Raw genomic sequence first — 21,803 nt, 5'->3', positions numbered from 1 at the left:
TTATTGTTGTATTTCAGACGGGTGTTTATTTTTAGGTATGAATAGATCCCAAGGTCCTCGTCCGGATAAAGTGAAAGATGAAATAAATGTAAAACTAAATGCAATCAAACCAAGCACCAGATAGGCTCCTGTAAATCCAATTTCGACATACATTAGACCTGCAAGTGTGGACATAAACATCGTTGAAAGTTGTTTAGCAAAACAAAATGCAATCAAATAAACGGTTGCCGATAATCGTAAGGGGAAGTGTTTTGTAATATATTTAAATGCCCCGACAAGTAATAGTGGCGCTTCAAACATGTGTAAGGTTTTTAGAATAATAACTTCAACTGCATTGCTGGCAAATGCTGAGCCAGTTATACGAATTGACATAATAGCACCGGCAACTAATAACGTATTTTTGCTACCAATTTTTTTCACAATCCATGGAGCAAAAAACATGACGGTTGCATTTAAAATTTCACCGAGAGTCGTGACATAACCAAAGGCTTCTTGACCGACTTGTTCACTGGAAAAAAACGACGTAAAAAAGTTTGCAAACTGCTGATCAAAAACATCATAAGTACAGGCGACGCCAATTATATAAAGCATAAAACACCAAAGTTTCGGCATTTTTAATAAATCGACTGCGAGTTTAAAATTAAAGGATTCAGGCTTATTTAATCCCATTTGTTCAACGATATCGGTGGTGGAAGTTTTAGCGGGATCGGCTAATTTCACTAAAATAAGTAGAAATAATGCAAAACCAGAACAGAGCCAAAAAACCGCATTAATGTTCTTCGAAATCATAATTCCAACAAATGATGCACAAATTGCCCAACCAAAACAGCCAAACATACGGCAACGCCCAAATTCAAATCCACTGCGTCTGCTTATTTTTTCAACCAAGGCTTCAATAGCAGGCGCACCACCACTAAAAACCATGCCAAGATAAAACCCTCCAGCTATCGCACCGACAGTAACATTAAATTGTAGAAGTGGCCCTAACACATAAATAAAAAATGGCCCAAACAAGACTAACAGTAGAGTAATAAGCCAAAGGAGATGTTTTTTCAGTCCTAATTTATCTGAAATTAAACCGAATAAAGGTTGGAAAAGTAGTGCAAAAAATGAAATAAACGAAAAAACATAGCCAGTTTTTGCTTCATCAAGCCCGTTCATTTTCAGCCAAACGGGAAAGAATGGGCAATAGGCACCCATGATGAAAAAGTAGAGAAAGAAATAAAAACTGAAAATCCAATAATTCTTATTATGCCTTGCTGACTTAGTATTTTGATTCATAATTTACTTCCTTTAATCGAATTTGAATGAACCTGCATTCATTAAGAAATCGTTTACATATTTTTTTATGGATGAACTTGCTTCTCTTTTATGGTGGATAGTATCACCATAAAATGATGAAAAAAGTGATCTAGATAACACTTTATGAAATCGATTACATTATTTTGTTGTTTATGAGTAAGATGTTTTGTTGATGACGATGTTTTAATTCAACTCAAAGAATTCAAGAAGATAACTCTATTCTATTTAATATTATCAATTTATTGATGAGGCGATTCTGCTTACAATGAAATATAGCGTTAATATACAGGTTACATGTTGAGCGAAAATAAGATAACTTTTATGGTATCGATTACATTAATAAACAAGAAGCCGTTTTTATCTATTCTATCCACTCCTTGAAGATAAGGTAGGGAATAGTGATTAGGTGAGATAATATAACAGAGGTATTTAACCATAACAGGGAGCTAAATGTTAAAATCATCTCACGCCATGTAGGATAAATGCTGACGTGAGAAGTGAATTGATTAAATCATCCTTTAAACATGTTTAAACGCTGCTCAAAATCATGCCAGTCATAAAATCCATCTTGATTTTGCATGGCATTTTTAAGCTGCAACGTAAAATGTTGTGGTGGGTTATTTATACTGATTTGAGCACCAGTAAATAGTTGTTCAAAGCTTTGATAAACATATTCGGCTTTAAAATAGTATGTTCCAGACTCTAAATGACGAAAACGTTGTAAAATTACCTTACCACCGATTGGCGTTGTTTCATATTGATTCGGTAACTGATAATGTTCAAAGTCTAATGCGCCGAATAATGAAGCAATGGTACTATCATGTCCCACAAGTAAATGAATTTTTCGATCATCATGATGCATAAGATTGTTTATCATATTAATCAATTCGGTAGCAGAATGTTTGGCAAGCGTTTTAGTTCGACAGACTAAGTTTAGATATTGATTACGTATCTGAATAAGTTGTTGCCATTGTGCTTGGCTGTTGATTCTTCCCCACGCAATCTGTTCTTTGGGAAAGCCCGAATAATATTGTAATAAAAATGCATCTACTGCACTAACACCAATCGCTAATGCACCTAACAGAGCAGGTTCTTCATGCTTTTTCAAATAAACTTCAACAGGAATATCGGCTAAATCACATTGATATTGTGCATAAAATTTGGAATGTTTATAGTCTAAAATATCGGCTAAAATTTCATAAGCAGGCGCTAAATTTTTATAGATTGATTCTGCTGTAACAGTTTCATCAATGTCCTTAATAACAGCTTGTTTAAATTCGTCAGAATCGTTACGTAAACTAGGATCAAACATGGAATCCATTTTTTCAATGGGGTATTTATGATTGATGGGGATGTCATATCCGGCAAAAGCACCAGCTGTCAAAAATTGAGCTGTAGCAACGGTTCTTTGTAAACTATTTGCATACACAGACACATCAGAAGAAGTTGCTTGGTATTGAATATGTTGATTTTCAAGCCATGTCGCTAAGTATCGTCCAAAATAAACTTCTAGGGCACCGCCTCGGGTAGTTAGATAGCCATAAGGATGATCCCATTTAGGCCATTTAAACGGCGTGGCTTGTTCTAAAAATTCAAGTGTATTTTGTAATGGTGTACGGATTCCATGTCGGCTTAATATGACGACTTTATCCAATTGATAGTGATTGTTCATTATTGTTTCACCCAGCCTTGTTGATGTAAATAGTTGAGAATAAATTCTCGTTGTCCTTTGTAGATCGTTTCAGCTATTTTGTTACTCCATCCGCCTTCTTTTTGATTAGAACTACGAGTTTGATAATAATTTTCTATTTGCTCATCATACTGTGCCAATAATGTCTGATTGATTGGTTGATATTGATTTTCGAAAAAGATTAATTCACTCGGTAATCTTGGTTTCATTTCGGGTTCTTGATCTGGATACCCAATACAGAGACCAAAAAGGGGGATAACATATTTTGGCAAGGCTAGTAATTGTGTCACTTCAGATATATTATTACGTAAACCACCAATATAGACTGTACCTAATCCTAACGATTGCGCAGCAATAACCGTATTTTGCGCCATCAAGGCGGTATCAATACAACCGACTAAAAGTTGTTCGGCTCGTTCAAGAGGAATCGTTGCATCAATTTGAAAATGTCGATTAAAATCGGCACAAAACACCCAAAATTCGGGAGCTTGATAAATATAATTTTGATCACCTGAATAGTGAGCTAATTTTTTTCGCTTATCACTGTCTGTGATACGAATAATGGTTGAACATTGAAGAAAGTTAGAACTCGGAGCCGATTGTGCTGCTTGAATCATCGATGTTATTTGCTTTTGCGTCAATGGGGTGGGTTTATAAGCACGAATTGAACGACGATGATAAATGAAATCAAGAGTTTGATTTTCCATAACGGCTCCTTAATAACGTTATTGTTTTTGAAACTGTAAATCCCAAACACCATGACCAAGATTTTGACCTCTTTTTTCAAACTTGGTAATAGGTCGGTCTGCTGGTCTTGGAATATAATCTCCTGTTGATGATAAATTTTTATAACCTGTCGCTTGATTTAACACCTCAAGCATATGTTCGGCATAATGTTGCCAATCTGTTGCTAGATGTAAAATACCATTAACTTTTAATTTACGTCTGATAAGTTCGACAAAAGCAGGCTGAATAATTCGACGCTTGTTGTGCCTTGCTTTATGCCAAGGGTCAGGGAAGAATATTTGCACCTTATCTAATGAATTATCTGCAATCATGTTTTCTAAAACTTCGACTGCATCATGGCACATCACATTTAAGTTTGATAATTGATTTTCTTCGATCGCCATTAAACAAGCTCCGACACCCGGTTTATGTACTTCAATACCTAAAAAAGATTTCTCGGGGGCATTTTTTGCCATTTCGATGAGTGATGCGCCCATACCAAATCCAATCTCTAAAACGACGTTTTGATTAGGTTCAAAGTGAATGGGCGATCCCGCATTATATTTGACACCAAAGACGGGCCATAAATTTTGTAATGCTTGTTCTTGACCTTTGGTCAAACGACCTTGTCGTAGCACAAAACTGCGTATTGTTCGTTTCGGTTTTTGTTCTTCAATATCTGTATGTAATTGTTCTGCCATTAGATTATCTACTTGTGTTGTAAAATTGATTTAAACTAATTGAAAGCTACTCTAAAATAGCGATGATTACTTAGTTTACTCGATTTTAAGTTGACGTCAAAAAACATATTGATTACCCATGGACTCTTACACTATTTTGCTAGGCAGGTTAAATTATTTTGATAATTTTTTATAATGTGGTTGAGCATGATCACCAAATGATTATATAATTGTCACTCCGATTTAACCGATTACGGATACGTAATCATGATTACATGCTTGAGGATTTCTCGTGCCTGATATGAAGCTTTTTGCTGGCAATGCTACACCTGAGCTAGCAAAGCGTATAGCTAATCGTCTTTATACTTCTCTTGGTGATATTGTTGTTGGTCGTTTTAGCGATGGAGAAGTGAACGTTCAAATTAATGAAAATGTCCGTGGTGAGGATGTTTTTATCATTCAATCAACTTGTGCACCAACCAATGATAATTTAATGGAATTGCTTGTTATGATTGATGCAATGCGTCGAGCATCTGCAGGTCGTATTACCGCTGTTATTCCTTATTTTGGTTATGCTAGACAAGATCGTCGAGTGCGTTCTGCACGGGTTCCGATCACAGCTAAAGTGGTTGCTGACTTTTTATCAACTGTCGGTGTTGATAGAGTATTAACGGTTGATCTTCATGCTGAACAGATCCAAGGTTTTTTTGATGTGCCAGTGGATAATGTATTTGGTAGCCCTGTGATTTTAGAAGATATGCTTCAACGTGATTTTGAACGCCCAATTGTTGTCTCTCCGGATATTGGTGGGGTGGTGCGAGCTCGTGCTATTGCAAAACTGTTAAATGACACCGATATGGCGATCATCGATAAACGTCGTCAACGAGCGAATGAAGCTGAAGTGATGAATATTATTGGTGATGTTGCTGATAGAGATTGTATTTTAGTCGATGATATGATTGATACAGCAGGAACGCTTTGCAAAGCCGCTGATGCATTAAAAGCACGTGGTGCTAAAAGAGTATTTGCCTACGCAACGCATCCGATTTTCTCGGGTAAAGCCGTCAGTAATATTAAAAACTCAGCCATTGATGAAATAGTCGTTTGTGATACTATTCCATTAACAGCGGAAGTTAAAGCATTGAAAAATGTACGTCAATTAACATTATCAGGAATGTTAGCAGAAGCAATTCGTCGCATAAGCAACGAAGAATCGATTTCTGCAATGTTCCATCAATAATTGATTTTTAATGATAAAGATGCCCCGTTTTTTGGGGCTTTTTAATTTAACATCTTCAAGTAACAACAGCTAACAATTAAAACATCATGACAACCATAAAACTTATTGTAGGACTGGCCAATCCTGGAAATGAATATGCCCAAACTCGACATAATGCAGGGGCATGGTATGTTGATTTGCTTGCACAACGTTATCAACAGCCGTTAAAAAATGATCCTAAATTTTTTGGTTATAGTTCACGTATCAATATCGCAGGACATGACATACGTTTATTAGTGCCTACCACGTTTATGAATTTAAGTGGTAAAGCTGTTCAAGCGATGGCTTCATTTTATCAGATAAAACCCGAAGAAATTTTAGTTGCTCATGATGAACTTGATTTAAATCCGGGTATTGCGAAATTTAAATTTGGCGGAAGTCATGGTGGTCACAATGGTTTGAAAGATATTGCTAGCAAATTAGGCAATAATCCAAATTTTTATCGATTAAGAATCGGTATCGGGCATCCGGGTGATAAAAATAAAGTGGTCGGTTTTGTGTTAAATAAACCTTCTAAGCCCGAGCAAGAACTAATAGATAAAGCGATTGATGAATCTGCACGTTGCACGGATATTTTATTATCACAAAGCTTTGAAGCCGCAATGAATCGATTACACTCGTTTAAAGCGTAATGCCGTTGATTGAGTCGAACGAATTACAATATGCTATATAAAAAATCCACCCGAAGACCAGGTGGATAACAAATCACGTAACAATCTTTGATTAAGAAAATAGATGGGTAATATTACCGCCTTTTTCGGCAATTCGTTTAAATACTTCTTTAATTAACCAAGTATTCATTGCAGCGGTATCATCTGTACTACCCGTGTAATTAAGTTCTTTTGCCAATCTTTTACGAGCATCTAGACTATTGTCTATTCCTAATAATTTTAAAAGATCAACAATCGATGTTTTCCAATTAAGTTTTTCAGGAAATTTGCTCGCTAAATTATTAAGAATTGACATAACATCCACGTCCGAAATGGGCGTTTGGTTGTCTGAATGTTGTTGATTTTGATTTTGGTCTTGATTCTGATTATTTGACGCGGCATCTTTATCATGACCGGTAATGCTGTTGACTTGATTTTTAACGGCATCAGCGACATTACCGACAGCCGCTTGAGCACTTGGAAAGATTTTAGAAAAAATATTATTTAAGATACCCAAATTACACCCCCCTATGTTTAAACTGCTTTTGAAAAAAGTGCTTAACTATTCAGATGTACAAAATATCGCCTTTAGTATAACGTTTAACAAGCAATAGTGTCAAAGAAGTTCTGGATTTATAGCATTTTTTGTTGTTAATTCAGAGAGTAAATAAATTAAATGCATGAATAAATTTTTCTATAAAAAAATTATCTTGGCGTTTTAAATTATGATAACCATGGATAAACTTAGATTGTTAACCATTCACTATTAGTGAAAATGATGCTATTAATCCTAGATTGTTCAGTTTGTTATCTGATAATGATTCCAAGTGTTGAACATGAAAAGATGATTGAGATGTTTTTATTTGTGTCCTATAAATTCCAGTTTATTTAAAGCTAAAGTGAATCACGTAAATGAGTAAATCGAAACGATAAAAGAGATGCCTGACAAATTCTAGTTTTAAAAAGTATTGCGATGACAACGTCGAACAAAAAAATTCGCAACATTCACGCAATAATTCGATATGCTAAAGGCAATACCTTATACGCAAAATGATAATATGTCAGAGCCAGTTTTATCAGAATAAAAAATTGTGTATGATAAAAGAAATAATGTCATTGTGGCTTTGTAACTGAAGCATGCTTTTTACAAACAATATTGTGGACGTTTCAAAAAATTTAGCTTCATTTTTTACTGTACGCAATCTTTTTTGTTTCCCACAAAGTATGATGAAAATTACTGGGCTTGATTATTATCAAACGAGTAATAATGCGGGTCAATGGATCGAACACAATTATAAAGCCTACGCTAATTTGGGCGATCCGAATTCTGATAAGATTTAATTGAAAAGAGAGGTCAACTATGAAATTAATTGTCGATAATATGAGTTGTCAGCACTGTGTTAATACGATTACTAAAGCGATTAACGATATTGAGCCAAAAGCGAAAGTAAAGATTGATTTGGCTAAACATGAAGTTGATATCGAAGGCGGGACCATTTCACAAGAAGCCGCTATAGTGGCTATCAATGAAGCTGGGTATGAATTTGTAGGTATTTCATATTAATTAACCTATATTAAAGCAAACAAATTTGGACGTTAGTTTTTTTATTTATCTGTTTTCATTAACACGTTTAAAACGTCCAAAATCTACTTTACATCCTCTTTTAATCACTCATATTTTGAAAAATTTGAAGAGAGTGTTCGCAAATATGCGTCAATTGTGTTTTTGAATCACCACCAACGATAAAAGTGATGTGTTGGTCCAATCCCTTTACCAATATTTAAATCATCAGCATGGCGTATGGCGCCGTGTAGATATTCTTTCGCCTGTTTAACCGCGTGTGCTAAGCTGTTTTTAGGCAATAAAGTCGCAATAGCGGCTGATAAGGTACAACCTGTACCGTGCGTATTTTTTGTTTGAATTCTTTGCGATGTCATTCGGATTGTTTGGTCTGAGGTGATTAAATAATCGGGACTTTCTTGACTGGCTAAGTGCCCGCCCTTCATTAGTACCGCTTTACAACCTAGTTTAAGTAAATCTTGCCCTTGTTTTAGCATCTCATCTTCATTTTTCGCTTCATCACAATCTAAAAGTGCTGCGGCTTCGGGTAAGTTAGGTGTAATAATTGTTGCTAATGGCAATAATTGTTCTCGAATGGCGGTAATGGCATCGGGTTTTAAAAGTGCATGTCCCCCTTTAGCGATCATAACAGTATCAAGTACAATCGATGGTATAGGATGATTTTTTAATAACTGATAGACAGTTGTGACAATTTCTTTATTCATTAGCATACCAATCTTCACACTATCAATGTGAATATCTTGATATAAGGTGTTAAATTCTGCTTCGATAAATTCAGGCGGAATTCCAAATACCGCATTAACACCTTGGGTGCTTTGTGCGGTTAACGCGGTAATGACAGACATGCCATACGCACCGAGTGCCGAAAACGTTTTGAGATCGGCTTGGATGCCAGCTCCCCCACTGGGATCTGAACCAGCAATAGTTAGGGCTGTAATTGTCATGATGTTGCTTCCTATCTAGCTTGATTTATTTTATTGATTAGTAAGGTGGTTGCTTGTTCAATATTGGATTGACCACAAATAGCCGATACGACTGCAACGCCTTCAATTCCTGTTTGTATTATTTCTGTAACTTTTGTTACGTCGATACCACCAATGGCAACAGCAGGGCAATGTTTGGTTTTGACTAATTGAGTTAACTGCTCAATACCAAGTGCCGAGGATGCATCTTTCTTGGTCGAGGTCGGATAGACAGGACCAATTCCAATATAATCGACGTTTTGCCAAGGCACGGTTTCAAGTTGTTGCTGATTCGAAACAGATAGCCCTAACCATTTATTTTTACCGATCAATCGGCGAGCTACATCAACGGGCAAATCATTTTGACCAACATGCACACCATCTGCATCGACAGCTAAAGCAATATCCACATGATCATTAATCAATAGGGGAACCGATGTCTGACTGAGTGCTTCTTTCAAGGCTACAGCAGCTTTATACCAATCTTTGCCTGTCAATTCTTGTTCTGATCGTAATTGTACGGCGGTTACACCGTTGGCAACGGCAATTTTGGTGGTGTCTACCATGCCACTAATTCCCCCACATAGTGTCGGATCGAGCACTAAATAGAGAGTAAGATCCAACTTTTTCTGCATGCTACGTCCCTATTAGTATGATGAATAAAATAGTGATAATTGATCTAATAACGATACGGCAAAACTGCCTAATCCAAGCTGTTTATTTGCCTTTTCTCCAGCTTTTTTCATCATAAAGCAAGCGGCTGCTGTGGCTAAAAGTGGATCGGTTGAATTTACAATAAACGCTGCAACCATAGCAGATAAGGAACAGCCTGTTCCGGTAATTTTGGTTAAAGCAATATCACCGCCTGCTATAGCGTAAGTCGTATGACCATCAGTAATATAATCAATGTCACCAGTCATGGCGATGATAGTCTGGTAATCTTGTGCCAATTGTTTTGCATATTGTAAAGCGGATTTTGTCGAGTCTTGACTGTCCGGGCCTTTTGATGATGCAAGTTGACCGCTAAGCGCTAAGATTTCCGAAGCATTGCCACGAATAACGGTGGGTTTAAATGATAATAATTGATACGCAATTTCGGTACGATAAGCAAGTGCCGAACCAACGGCAACAGGATCAAGTACCCATGGAGTTTGGCTTTGTTGAGCTTGGCTTGCTGCAAGTAGCATACTTTTGGCGGTATTGTGATTAATTGTACCGATGTTAATCAGTAAACTATTAGCAATTTTAACAAATTCAGCCACTTCTTGTTCAGCAATAATCATTGCTGGTGAAGCTCCAATAGCAAGTAGGACATTAGCAGTAAAATTTTGTACAACATCATTTGTTATACAATGAACTAATGGGCGTTGCGTTTTGACAAGATTAATAAAAGGTGTAACTTGTGTGATTTGAAGCGATGTGGTTACTGACATGTTCATTCCTTATTTGATTTATCGGGAAGAATTTGCCTATTGTAAAGTTGAATGGCTAGACTTCCCTACGCTGGTGTTATCCAGATCAGGTTCAACGGGTAAACTCTCAGTTTTTTAATGAATAAAAAACACCCCGAGTCAAAATTATGCTTATATTATGAACTGCCTATTGGCTTTTAACAAGTTTGTATAATAGAAAATTTCGATTTAAATGTTATTGTAACAATTTTTCGATATCGGTAATCGCTCTTCTATCCGGCAAGAAAATAATCAGGTGATCATTCTCTTCAATCGTTAAATCCGTGTTGATAATAATAACATCTTCATCACGTACAACTGCGCCGATTGTTGCCCCAGACGGTAGCTTTAATCCATTGATGTTTTTTCCGACCAGTTTTGAATTTTCTTTATCACCATGCGCAACGATTTCCACAATTTCAGATTCGCCTTGTCGTAGTGATACAACTTTGACGATGCCTGTTTGTCTGACATGACTTAAAAGTTCAGAAATAGTGGCGTGTTGGGGTGAAATAGCAATATCAATCACACTGTCATTAATGAGTTCAAGATAAGCTTGTTTTTGAATTAAGACGATGACTTTTTTAGCGCCCATTCTTTTCGCTAGCATCGATGACATAATATTGGATTCATCATCGCCGGTTACCGCAATAAAAAGATCTGTCAGTTCAATCTGTTCTTGGGATAGCAATTCTTGGTCTGATGATTCGCCATGTAATACCGTGGTATTAAGTAACTGTTCAGCAATGAGTTCTGCTCGTTCAGCATTGCGTTCAATTAGTTTGACTTGATAATCATTTTCTAAGCGCTTAGCCAGTACAAGTGCAATGCCGCCACCGCCACTAATGATAATTCGTTTATAGGGTTTTTCTAAACGTTGTAGCTCACTGGTCACGGCTTTGATATTGGTAGGCGGAGTAATAAAATACACCATATCGCCAGCTTCAATTAAGGTAGAACCCAGTGGACGAATAAAGCGATTTTTACGGTAGATAGCAACGACTCTGGCTTCAACATGCGGAAGATGTTCTTTAAGCTCTGATAGCTCACTGCCAACTAGCGCGCCACCATAATATGCCATAACAGCGACTAGACATACACGGGTATCGTTGAATGAGGCAAATTGTAATGCGCCTGGATATTGAACTAAATGACTGATGTGGTTGGTAATAAGGTTTTCTGGTGCAATGATATGGTCGATATTGATACACTCTTTATTGAAAAAAGGATATCTTTCATCATTGTATTCCGGTGCGCGGATACGCGCCACTTTTTGCGGAATATTAAACATGACATGCCCTATTTGACATGCCATCATGTTGATTTCATCAGAGTTGGTAACGGCAACAAGCATATCAGCCGATTCCGCGCCAGCACTCTCTAATACTTGTGGATAAGATGATTTTCCACAAATAACTTGTAAATCAAAGCGTTCTTGCAAAGATTGCAATTTATCATGATCTTCATCGACAACAGTGACATCGTTTTGTTTTTCAGTAACAAGATATTCTGCAAGCGCACTGCCTGTTTGTCCTGCCCCAAGAATGATAATCTTCATAACTAACCTATTTTAATTAAATGGCTTTCATCGGATTGATTGTCATTAGGATAATCAATGCCTATATCAAAGCTAATTAATACTGTTTAGTGTTAATAATAATCATGTTTTTTTGATTTCAGACTATACAAAACCGATAGCGTCATAGACCTTTTTCAATGTGATATCCGCTTTAGTTCGAGCTTTTTCAGCGCCTTCTTTCATGATTGAATAGAGGTAATCTTCATTATCACGATATTGGTGATATTGTGCTTGTAAGTGACTTATCATATCAATCACTTGAGTCGCCACTTCCGTTTTAAGATGTCCATACATTTTACCCTCAAACTCTTTTTCAAGTTCGGTGACTGGTTTTCCTGTTACGCCAGTTAATATATCTAATAAATTTGATACACCAGCTTTATTTTTTAAATCATAACGTACAACAGGCGGTTCATCAGAATCGGTCATCGCTCGTTTGATTTTTTTCTCGATGTCTTTAGGATTTTCAAGTAAGCCAATCACATTGTTTCGATTTTCATCAGATTTAGACATTTTTTTCGTTGGGTCTTGTAAAGACATCACTCTTGCACCAACTTTAGGGATAAAAGGTTCAGGAACAGTAAAAATGTCACCATACAGGGCATTAAAGCGCATTGCAATATCACGTGATAGTTCGAGATGTTGTTTTTGATCGTCACCCACCGGTACTAAATTAGCTTGATATAATAAAATGTCAGCTGCCATTAATACAGGATAATCAAAAAGCCCTGCATTAATGTTTTCAGCATGTCGTGATGATTTGTCCTTAAATTGTGTCATGCGACTGAGTTCACCAAAATAAGTGTAACAGTTTAATGCCCACCCTAATTCAGCATGAGCAGGTACATGAGATTGTACAAATATAGTGCTTTTTTGAGGATCAATGCCACATGCTAAATAAAGCGCCATGGTATCCAGTGTTGCTTTGCGTAGCTTCTGTGGATCTTGGCGTACTGTGATAGCATGTTGATTTACAATACAATAAACGCAATCGTATTCTTGTTGTAAAGCGACCCAATTTTTTAAGGCACCCAAATAGTTGCCAAGTGTTAATTCCCCTGATGGCTGAGCGCCACTAAATACAATCGGTTTACTCATAATTTATTCCTAATCTATTCATTCTTATTTTTTTGCCTCAGCTTTAGGCAGTGGTAACAAGGTTAATATATCTTTGAAATCGTCAAACAAAAAATCGGGGTCGCTGGTCGCTATGGATACACCATAGTTGTAACCGTAACTTAACGCAACAGTATGGCAGTTAGCATTCTTTGCTGCGGTAATATCATTTTTCGAGTCACCAACAAATAGTAATTGATCGCAAAAGAGCCCAAACGTTGCCATAACCTGATAAAGTGGGGCAGGATGAGGTTTTAGCTTGATAACATCACCGCCACCTAGCACCAGTTTGAAATATTCTTTAATGCCTAATGATTCTAATAAAGCAGGTAAAAATTGTGCAGGTTTATTGGTAACAAGTGCTAATGGATAATGATTATCATAAAGCACTTTTAAGGTCTCTTTAACATGTGGAAAGAGTTTTGTTTCTGCATCGATAACTTTATCATAATGCTGATTAAAGCAATTTTTAGCTTGACTAAACAATTCTGCTGTTGGGGTAATATCGATTGCTTTAAAGGTACGTTCTAACATAACATCGATGCCATTACCTACCCAATTTTTAACTTGATCTTTGCTAACAGTAGGTAATTGTAAGTCGGCAAGCATTTGCTGAATTGCTAATGCAAGTCCGGGTACACTATCAACGAGTGTGCCATCCAGATCAAATGCTATTGCTTGAATGTCATCCAGTTTAGGCATAGTTTACTCCTGCTAATGCTTTTCGCATGGCATCAATAACTGATTTATAATCAGGCTGACCAAATATGGCAGACCCTGCAACAAACATATCAGCGCCTGCTTGGGCTATTTCTGCAATATTGTCGACTTTGACGCCCCCATCTATTTCAAGTCGTATATTTTGACCTGATTCAATAATACGTTGTTTAACTTGTCGTAATTTTTTTAATGTTGACGGGATAAAAGATTGCCCACCAAAACCAGGATTAACTCCCATTAATAACACAATATCAATTTTATCCATTACATAATCTAAATGATCTAACGGAGTAGCCGGATTAAAAACTAAACCAGCGGTACAACCATGATCTTTGATAAGTTGCAACGTTCGGTCAAGATGAATCGTTGCTTCGGGATGAATAGAGATATTGCTAGCTCCAGCTTTTGCAAAAGAGACAATAAGTTCTTCGACAGGGGATGCCATTAAATGGACATCGATTGGGGCTTTTATTCCGTAGTCACGTAGTGCTTGGCAAAACATTGACCCCATTGTCAAATTAGGCACAAAGTGATTGTCCATGACATCGAAATGAATTACATCAGCCCCTGCTTCAATCACTTTTTGGGTTTCTTCACCTAAACAAGCAAAATTTGCTGAAAGTATTGACGGTGCAATAATAAACTCTTTCATAACATACCTCTAATCATACAAGCCAATACTCAAATGTTTTTAGGATTATTTGTATAGCGCTAATATTTCATCAATTTTTTTTCGACCTTCACCATCACAGCTTATTGAGCGTCGCATTTCAGCTCGATAAAGGTGGCGAGCTTTACTATATAACGTTCTTGTATAATCAGTATCATGATTGGATACAAGCACTGGAATATTGTTTTTATAAGCCATTTTTTCGGCTAATTTAGAGAGTTTTTTATGTTCTTCATAGCCAAAATTATTTGAATAATATGCCGTAAATCCAGCCGAATCATTTGGCGATAAATAGGGCGGATCACAGTATATCACAGAATTTTTCTTTGCTTTTTTCATGACCTCTTGGTATGGGGCACAGATAAATTCCGCATTTTGTGCTTTTTTTGCAAAAAAGTTTAGCTCTTTCTCAGGAAAATAGATTGTTTTATAGCGACCAAATGGCACATTAAAAAGTCCACTGTTGTTATAACGACATAGACCGTTATAGCAATGACGATTTAAGTAAATAAATAATAACGATCGTAAATACTGATCTTTACTATAATTAAATACGTCTCGTAGTTGATAAAATGCCTCAGGCTTATTGTTCTGAGGTTGGAAAAATATTTTTAGATCATTAATAAACTCATTTGGTTTTGATTTCAATAAATTGAATAATTCAATTAAATCATGGTTAATATCAGCTAAAAGGTAGCTTTTATAATTGGTATTTAAGAAGACCGAACCTGCACCAACAAAAGGTTCAATCAGTTGATCTCCTTCTGGTAGATACTGCCTAATGGTGTCCACAAGCTCATATTTTCCTCCAGCCCATTTTAAAAAGGCTCGTTGTTTTTTCAAAGGATACTCCTATTTTGTCTTTGGTAGGATAAATGAACCATATCCTTTATTTTTCAGCTTTTTCTTTATTCACAGATGCACCAGATTTGACCCATGGATTATCCTTTTGTAAAGCACTAGGTAAAGATTTTATAGCCTTTTTGGCTTCATCTGATGATTTATATATACCTTTAATCAAAATAAACCATTTACTGTTATTACGTTTAGTTTCGTAAATTTGGTAATGAGTAATATTATTTTTTTCAACAAATTTTTTTAAGTTTTCAATAGATGATGAAGCACTAAGTTGAATAGTGTATTCATCATCTTTAATATAAATAGTATTGTTTTTATTCCTGTTTCCGTTATGACTTGAAATAGTATTATGACTATTCGCTCCATTTTTCTCAGAAAGGGACGATGTTGTTGGTTTTTTTATAGTCGAATCATTTGATTGATTACGAGCTTTCCTTGATTCATCCACAATATTACTATTACTGGTTAGTGGCTCTTGACTGTCTAATGATTGATTCGATCTTGAAGCAGTTGTAGAGTTGGGCAATAAACTTGAATCGGTAGTTTGTGTGTTACTTGATGCGTTTAACTCATCAGTTAAAGATTGAGCGTTGTTGCTGTTTTCAATATGTGTTGATGAATAACCATTGACGTCAGGCGACGTCAATGATGTAGGTTCATTTTCTGTTGAAGAACTTAATATCACAAAACTTAGCGTTAAGAAAAAGATTACCATAGCAGAACCAAGAATAATTAATTTTTTCTTGGAAAAATAATTAAGAAAACTTGGTAATTTGAATGAAGTTGTAGAGTCTTTATTCGCTTTTTCTGATATATAACGGTCATCTTTATCTACACGCATATTTACTCCTTAACTTGACATCTACACTATTACTATTTCAGTATCAGTCATTATCTTGATAATAAGTAGCTTAAATTTGCTCTATTTTATCGATGATATAACCAGCTACACCTTTAGCACTTTGTTCATCTGTCTTAATAGTGATATCAGCAATTTCTTGATAAAGTGGTTCACGTTCATCAGCAAGCTCTTCATAGAGTTCTCGAGGGGTATTTCCTCCTTGTAATAATGGACGCCGTTTGTCTTTTTGAGTTCTTGCCATCTGTTTTTCAATGGTTGTTTCAAGATAGACCACTATCCCACGAGCAGATAAACGATTACGTGTCTCTTTTGATAGAACCGATCCACCGCCTGTCGCGAGTACTACACCTTGTTTTTCAGTCAATTCATTAATGACTTTTTCTTCTCTGGCGCGGAATCCGTCTTCACCCTCTAAGTCAAAAATCCAAGCAATATCGGCACCCGTTCGTTTTTCGATCTCTTGATCAGAGTCAAAAAACTCCATGCCTAACTGTTGTGCAATTTGTCGACCTATTGTGCTTTTTCCTGCCCCCATTGGGCCAATTAGAAAAATATTTCGCTTTTCTGCCATTGTAGTTTCATCATCTATTAATTTTGGTTAAAATTTACAACACAATATTAACTGACCGTGATCTTTCGTTTCACAAGCAGTTAATTGTGTAACTTTTCTTGTATCTCCGTCTAACGACAAAAATTTAGGTTGGTAATTATCTCAATAGAAAGCCCCTTTTTGCAATAGGTATTTATTAATAGTTTTAGCTAATTCCTGCTTGATGCAAATCGTGAATATTTAATGCACCGACTAATTCACCTTCGTTATTCACAACTGGTGCAGCAGTAATATTGTGATAATTAAATGATTTTAAAGCTTCTGTTGCTTTCCAACTTGCGGGTATTCTATAACCAGGACTTGTCATCACAGCTTCAATACTGTCTTGTAATGTGCCATTTTTTAATAATAATCGACGCAAATCCCCGTCAGTAAATACGCCAATAATTTTATTATTATCCTGACATATTGCAACTAATCCCACACCTGTACGGCTGAGTTCAAGCATAGCTTCAAGTACTGTTGCAGTATGGGGAACTTTTGGAATTAAATCTCCCGTTCTCATGACATCTTTTACTTGATTAAGTAATTTCGCACCCAAACTGCCTGCCGGATGTGAACGAGCAAAATCTTCTTCATTAAAACCTCGGGCTCGCATGACGGCTATGACCAGCGCATCACCCATTAATAATGTATTTGTCGAACTCGAAGTAGGTGCTAGCCCCATAGGACACGCTTCTTTTTCGATCGATATATCAATTACGGCTTGAGCCGCTTTAGCTAAGGGTGAGTCTAAACCGCCAGTTATGGCAATCACCGGTACTTTCATCGAAGCAAGTATAGGGAGTATAAAATTAAACTCTTTTGCTCGTCCCGAATAAGAAATTAGTATTGCTACATCATTTTCGCTTACCATTCCTAAATCGCCATGTAGCGCTTCGGAGGGATGCATAAAAAAAGAAGGGCTACCAGTACTGGCTAAAGAAGCAGAAATTTTTTTTCCGATATGTCCCGATTTTCCAATACCCGATACGACAATTTTTCCTTTTGCAGTTAAAATAAGCTGGCAAGCTGTAATAAAGTCTTCACCTAGGCGATTAGGTAACTTTTGAGCTTCATGAATTTCCAATTCAAGAAGTTCACGACCATATTTTAATAATTTATCCATTTCAATTAACCTATGGAGTTTTTAGAAGGTATTTGTGCTATTTATGATCTTCAATAAGTAAAATTGAAAATAATAATATATATTAGATAGCTAACAGTGTAGCAAGTAACAGAGAAATATTCAAAAAGAAAGCGAGTTAATTTTTACGTCAATCATGTTTCTTATAAATTTATGATCGATTAAGTATTAGAATTTGGAAAATAACGAGGCATTAACCACCTAAAGCTACTTTTATTCCCAGTGCGATTATAATGATACCCAGAATTTTATCAATGATGAACTGAATTTTACCGTAACATCGTTGTACCGATCGGGTTTGAAAAATAAAGACAACAAATGGCCACCAAAAAATCGCTTCTACCCAAATTATCAGTGCCACTAATAATTTGTCAATGAGCGTTGAATTAGCACTAAGTACCTGAGTAAATATAGCGAGAAAAAACAAAGTAGCTTTAGGATTAAGTAAATTACATAAAAAGCCTTGAATAAACGCTGTGCCAGATGAGATCATCCTACCATGTGATTCACAATTTAGATAACGAGTACCGCTATTTTTGGCAAGTAGTGCTTTTATGCCTATCCAGATTAGGTATACAGCACCAACATAACGTAATGCATTATAAAGTAAGGGTGTTGCGGTAATCAGCACTGCGATTCCCGCAACACAATAACTCATATGAATTAATATGGCGATAATGACACCCAAACACGTGAGTAGTGCTATTTTTCGGTTATAACTTAAACTATTTTTTAGCACTAGAAAAAAATCAGGTCCGGGCGAAATCATTCCCAAAAAACTGACGGTAGTGACTATGATCATGGTATCAAGTGTCATGTTTGACCTATTTAACGTATTCAGCTGAGTGATTTAACGTTGCGATTTTAGATTTATTTTGTTCAATAAACTGTTTTTTATCCATGTCGGTTTGGGTTAAATAATCAGTTAAAAATTTAGCATTACTTTTAATTTGAGCACCATTTAAAATCAATCTTGGTAAATCAATTTGATAGATTGTTTGATCGGGTGATTTATGTAAATTTTCAGGTTTAGCATTGGTTAATAAATAAAGTTGACGCTCTTTTTCAGATAGGCGATGAATAGTAGGGGTACCCGAACCCATCATTAAGTGATCCGGAAAAATATAAAAGACCGTATCTTCGAGCAATCCATTATGCTCTAAATATTGGATAAATTGTCCAACGTTATAATCCAGTGAGGCAGCAACAAATGACATATTATCTTCTTTAGGTGTGATAACCGATGTCATTCGTTCATCATAAAATCCGTTAGGGGCATGGGTTGAAACAGTTGAAATGAATAGCGCAAAAGGTTGATTTGCTTCATTCATATCATTAATTTGTTTTTTGGCGATATCAAAAATATCTTTGTCATATAATCCAAAAGGTGCATTGGGATACTGACCTATATAGTTTTTTTCAGAAATCACTTTCAAACCAAGTAATTCAGCGGTATGTCCAATACCTGCAAAATCAGGGCCAGCCATAACATAGCGTGTTTGGTAGCCTGCCTGTTTCAATACATCCCCTAAACTGATTAATTGGGTTTGATTGCTTTTCATCAATGGCGAAGTTGAGTACCCACCAATTAAAAAAGGCACGCCTGTCATGTAAGTATACATTGATGCAGTTGTCCAGCTACTACCAACACTCATTGGCATATTCGGGAAGAAAGTGTATGTTTGACGTAATTGTCTTAAATGCGGTGTGATATCCGCAAAATCTAAAAAACCTTGCTCAAACGATTCTAACGAAATGACGACAATATTTTTTCCTTTATGACTAATTAACTGATTTTTATTAGTGTAATCTGTCATATTGAGCGTTTGTAGTGCTTGTTCGAATGATTCACGAGGTGCGTTTGTCACTTGATAAATTTCGTATAAACGGCTTAACGGTCCATTGTGATAACTGATGCTAATAATGGCAATCATAGCCAATACCAAACGAAGTAATGGATGACATTTTCGCTTAAATAAACTCGCTAACTTAAACAGTAAAAATACAAAACCCAAAAAGACAACAATCACCAAGAGTGCTTGTAATTTAAAAATGAATAACCCTTGTATAATGTCATTGATATTTAAATTGACGTAAAACTGGTAGTCTATAAAGCCGCCACTAAAATAGATTGAGGTTAACTCCATGACTACAAAAACTGTCAACAAACTGATCACCAGTAGTTGCCACTTTTTTCGTTTAAAAAATGAGGCAATCACAACGGTAATAATTAAAAGAGGTAAAACAATTAATGTCGAAAGTGGCATAGAACAAAATACTCAATGATTAACTTTTGCATAAGTATATACTTAATATTATGAAAAATAAAAAGCAGCGAGTATTTTTATCTCAATAGCTAGATAGAATGCTGTTAACTGACAATTTTGAGTGTAATTAATCTGTTATTTATCAACAAATAAATTAAAAAATCACATTTTTTTGTTAAGGTTAAATTATAACCGTTTGGTGAATTAATCGGATATTTAGCCTATCAAGATTTTTATAATCTTATTTCTATAAATATTATTTATAACTCATAAAAAAGATTGAAATAAAATGTTGGATAGGTAAGGATAATTCATCGTGATTTTTAAGCGTAAAGTTAACCAACAGCCTAAAAGCCAATGTAATTGAAAATAAGGAGTCAAAATGTTTAGTAAAGAAATGACTATTGCCGATTATGACAAGGAGTTGTGGGATGCCATTAAGGGTGAAGAACAACGTCAAGAAGATCATCTTGAATTAATTGCATCCGAGAATTATGCCAGCCCAAGAGTAATGCAAGCACAAGGTTCCCAGTTAACCAATAAATATGCAGAAGGGTATCCAGGTAAACGTTACTACGGTGGTTGTGAATATGTCGATATTGTTGAAAAATTGGCTATTGAACGAGCAAAAACGTTATTTGGTGCTGATTATGCCAATGTACAACCCCATTCAGGTTCGCAAGCTAACTTTGCTGTTTATACCGCGTTATTAAATCCTGGCGATACAGTACTGGGTATGAATTTATCTGAAGGTGGTCATTTAACCCATGGTGCACCGGTTAGTTTTTCAGGCAAGCTTTATCATGTTGTTGCCTATGGTGTTGATGAGGCAGGTCGTATTGATTATGAACAGTTAGCGACCATTGCTAATGAGTCAAAACCTAAAATGATTATTGGCGGTTTTTCTGCTTATTCTGGTATTGTTGACTGGAAGCGTATGCGTGAAATTGCTGATAGTGTGGGTGCTTATTTATTTGTGGATATGGCGCATGTTGCAGGTTTAGTGGCAGCAAGTGTTTATCCAAATCCTGTTCCTTATGCGCATGTGGTTACCACAACAACCCATAAAACCCTTGGTGGACCAAGAGGCGGATTAATTTTGGCAAAAGGTGGTAGTGAAGATCTTTATAAAAAATTAAATTCATCGGTATTTCCTGGTGCGCAAGGTGGGCCTTTAATGCATGTCATTGCAGCAAAAGCGGTGGCATTGAAAGAAGCAATGGAACCAGCTTATCAACAATACCAACAACAAGTCGTTAAAAATGCACAAGCAATGGTTGATGTGATTTTAAAACGGGGCTATAAAGTCGTTTCTGGTGAAACACACAATCATCTATTTTTGATTGATTTAGTCGATAAAAAAATTACAGGTAAAGAAGCTGACGCAGCATTAGGAAGTGCAAATATCACCGTGAATAAAAATAGTGTGCCAAAAGATCCGCAAAGTCCTTTTGTCACATCTGGTATTCGTATTGGTTCACCTGCGATTACAAGGCGAGGATTTAAAGAGTCGGAGTCTCGTGAATTGGCTAATTGGATTTGCGATGTATTAGATAATATTGATGATGAACAAACGATCCAAGCCGTAAAAGAAAAAGTATTAGCGATATGTCGGCAATTCCCTGTTTATCAACATTAAGATACCATCATTATCGCCGACACTATCGGCGATA

The 21,803-nt window shown here is 36.1% G+C and carries 22 protein-coding genes and 1 riboswitch; of the genes, 4 read left to right on the top strand and 18 right to left on the bottom strand.

The window, feature by feature from the left end; translation table 11 throughout:
• The 4 genes from J3U36_RS01365 to trmB all read right to left on the bottom strand — a co-directional run bounded on the left by J3U36_RS01365 (position 1) and on the right by trmB (position 4,419).
• Complete coding sequence (locus J3U36_RS01365) at positions 1-1,281, bottom strand: MFS transporter (RefSeq protein WP_267349776.1); 1,281 nt, start codon at positions 1,279-1,281, stop codon at positions 1-3.
• 532 nt (positions 1,282-1,813) lie between these two features.
• Complete coding sequence (locus tag J3U36_RS01360) at positions 1,814-2,974, bottom strand: histidine-type phosphatase (protein ID WP_267380823.1); 1,161 nt, start codon at positions 2,972-2,974, stop codon at positions 1,814-1,816.
• Positions 2,974-3,699, bottom strand: a complete 726-nt coding sequence (gene nfsA, locus J3U36_RS01355) for an oxygen-insensitive NADPH nitroreductase (RefSeq protein WP_267380822.1) — start codon at positions 3,697-3,699, stop codon at positions 2,974-2,976. Before nfsA ends, J3U36_RS01360 begins: the two co-directional genes overlap by 1 nt.
• An 18-nt stretch (positions 3,700-3,717) precedes the next feature.
• Positions 3,718-4,419: a tRNA (guanosine(46)-N7)-methyltransferase TrmB gene (trmB, locus tag J3U36_RS01350; RefSeq protein WP_267380821.1), complete on the bottom strand. Its 702-nt coding sequence runs from the start codon at positions 4,417-4,419 to the stop codon at positions 3,718-3,720.
• Positions 4,420-4,690: 271 nt separating this feature from the next.
• Between trmB and J3U36_RS01345 the strand changes: the two genes are divergently transcribed.
• Both J3U36_RS01345 and pth read left to right on the top strand, forming a co-directional pair.
• Positions 4,691-5,638, top strand: coding sequence for a ribose-phosphate pyrophosphokinase (locus J3U36_RS01345; RefSeq protein ID WP_065558808.1), 948 nt, complete (start codon positions 4,691-4,693; stop codon positions 5,636-5,638).
• A gap of 86 nt (positions 5,639-5,724) precedes the next feature.
• Positions 5,725-6,309, top strand: a complete 585-nt coding sequence (gene pth, locus J3U36_RS01340; protein ID WP_324100926.1) for an aminoacyl-tRNA hydrolase — start codon at positions 5,725-5,727, stop codon at positions 6,307-6,309.
• Between the two features lie 91 nt (positions 6,310-6,400).
• Here the strand turns inward: pth and J3U36_RS01335 are convergent, their stop codons facing one another.
• Positions 6,401-6,844 (bottom strand): DUF3597 domain-containing protein, encoded by a 444-nt coding sequence (locus J3U36_RS01335; RefSeq protein ID WP_267349771.1) that lies wholly within the window; start codon positions 6,842-6,844, stop codon positions 6,401-6,403.
• An 843-nt stretch (positions 6,845-7,687) separates the two neighbouring features.
• On the opposite strand from J3U36_RS01335, the gene J3U36_RS01330 reads away from it, so the two are divergent.
• Positions 7,688-7,891 carry a heavy-metal-associated domain-containing protein gene (locus J3U36_RS01330; protein WP_267380820.1) on the top strand — a complete coding sequence of 68 codons (204 nt, stop codon included), beginning with the start codon at positions 7,688-7,690 and terminating at the stop codon, positions 7,889-7,891.
• Positions 7,892-8,058: 167 nt separating this feature from the next.
• Here the strand turns inward: J3U36_RS01330 and thiD are convergent, their stop codons facing one another.
• From thiD to J3U36_RS01265, 13 genes are all read right to left on the bottom strand, one after another.
• Positions 8,059-8,856 carry a bifunctional hydroxymethylpyrimidine kinase/phosphomethylpyrimidine kinase gene (gene thiD / locus J3U36_RS01325; protein ID WP_267380898.1) on the bottom strand — a complete coding sequence of 266 codons (798 nt, stop codon included), beginning with the start codon at positions 8,854-8,856 and terminating at the stop codon, positions 8,059-8,061.
• Positions 8,857-8,864: 8 nt separating this feature from the next.
• A complete protein-coding gene (gene thiE, locus J3U36_RS01320) occupies positions 8,865-9,506 on the bottom strand; it encodes a thiamine phosphate synthase (protein ID WP_267380819.1) in 642 nt (213 codons plus the stop codon).
• Between the two features lie 12 nt (positions 9,507-9,518).
• Entirely contained in the window at positions 9,519-10,304 is a 786-nt protein-coding gene (gene thiM, locus J3U36_RS01315; RefSeq protein WP_267380818.1) for a hydroxyethylthiazole kinase, read from the bottom strand.
• Between the two features lie 45 nt (positions 10,305-10,349).
• Positions 10,350-10,450, bottom strand: a riboswitch (TPP riboswitch).
• Positions 10,451-10,518: 68 nt separating this feature from the next.
• The gene (trkA, locus tag J3U36_RS01310) at positions 10,519-11,880 is read right to left on the bottom strand and encodes a Trk system potassium transporter TrkA (protein WP_267380817.1); all 1,362 of its coding nucleotides are present in this window, start codon (positions 11,878-11,880) and stop codon (positions 10,519-10,521) included.
• Positions 11,881-12,003: 123 nt separating this feature from the next.
• A complete protein-coding gene (gene trpS / locus J3U36_RS01305; protein WP_267380816.1) occupies positions 12,004-12,999 on the bottom strand; it encodes a tryptophan--tRNA ligase in 996 nt (331 codons plus the stop codon).
• A gap of 24 nt (positions 13,000-13,023) precedes the next feature.
• Entirely contained in the window at positions 13,024-13,719 is a 696-nt protein-coding gene (locus tag J3U36_RS01300; protein WP_267380815.1) for a phosphoglycolate phosphatase, read from the bottom strand.
• Complete coding sequence (gene rpe, locus J3U36_RS01295; RefSeq protein WP_267359399.1) at positions 13,712-14,389, bottom strand: ribulose-phosphate 3-epimerase; 678 nt, start codon at positions 14,387-14,389, stop codon at positions 13,712-13,714. The genes J3U36_RS01300 and rpe overlap by 8 nt, the downstream gene beginning before the upstream one ends.
• 45 nt (positions 14,390-14,434) lie before the next feature.
• The gene (locus J3U36_RS01290) at positions 14,435-15,250 is read right to left on the bottom strand and encodes a Dam family site-specific DNA-(adenine-N6)-methyltransferase (RefSeq protein WP_267349761.1); all 816 of its coding nucleotides are present in this window, start codon (positions 15,248-15,250) and stop codon (positions 14,435-14,437) included.
• Positions 15,251-15,296: 46 nt separating this feature from the next.
• Positions 15,297-16,106, bottom strand: coding sequence for an SPOR domain-containing protein (locus tag J3U36_RS01285; RefSeq protein ID WP_267380814.1), 810 nt, complete (start codon positions 16,104-16,106; stop codon positions 15,297-15,299).
• A 70-nt stretch (positions 16,107-16,176) separates the two neighbouring features.
• Positions 16,177-16,698, bottom strand: coding sequence for a shikimate kinase AroK (gene aroK / locus J3U36_RS01280; protein WP_065558794.1), 522 nt, complete (start codon positions 16,696-16,698; stop codon positions 16,177-16,179).
• A 184-nt stretch (positions 16,699-16,882) separates the two neighbouring features.
• Complete coding sequence (gutQ, locus tag J3U36_RS01275; RefSeq protein WP_267349756.1) at positions 16,883-17,845, bottom strand: arabinose-5-phosphate isomerase GutQ; 963 nt, start codon at positions 17,843-17,845, stop codon at positions 16,883-16,885.
• Positions 17,846-18,056: 211 nt separating this feature from the next.
• Entirely contained in the window at positions 18,057-18,680 is a 624-nt protein-coding gene (locus tag J3U36_RS01270; protein ID WP_267359403.1) for a LysE family translocator, read from the bottom strand.
• A 7-nt stretch (positions 18,681-18,687) separates the two neighbouring features.
• Entirely contained in the window at positions 18,688-20,130 is a 1,443-nt protein-coding gene (locus J3U36_RS01265) for an LTA synthase family protein (RefSeq protein ID WP_267380813.1), read from the bottom strand.
• Between the two features lie 382 nt (positions 20,131-20,512).
• Between J3U36_RS01265 and glyA the strand changes: the two genes are divergently transcribed.
• On the top strand, positions 20,513-21,769 hold the full coding sequence (gene glyA, locus J3U36_RS01260; RefSeq protein ID WP_267380812.1) for a serine hydroxymethyltransferase: 1,257 nt from the start codon (positions 20,513-20,515) through the stop codon (positions 21,767-21,769).
• The last annotated feature ends 34 nt before the right edge of the window (positions 21,770-21,803 follow it).

Source organism: Gilliamella sp. B3817 (assembly GCF_026536705.1).
Lineage (GTDB): Bacteria > Pseudomonadota > Gammaproteobacteria > Enterobacterales > Orbaceae > Gilliamella > Gilliamella apicola_I.
The sequence above is the reverse complement of the archived record's forward strand: the minus strand, read 5'-3'. Positions and strand labels throughout refer to the sequence as shown.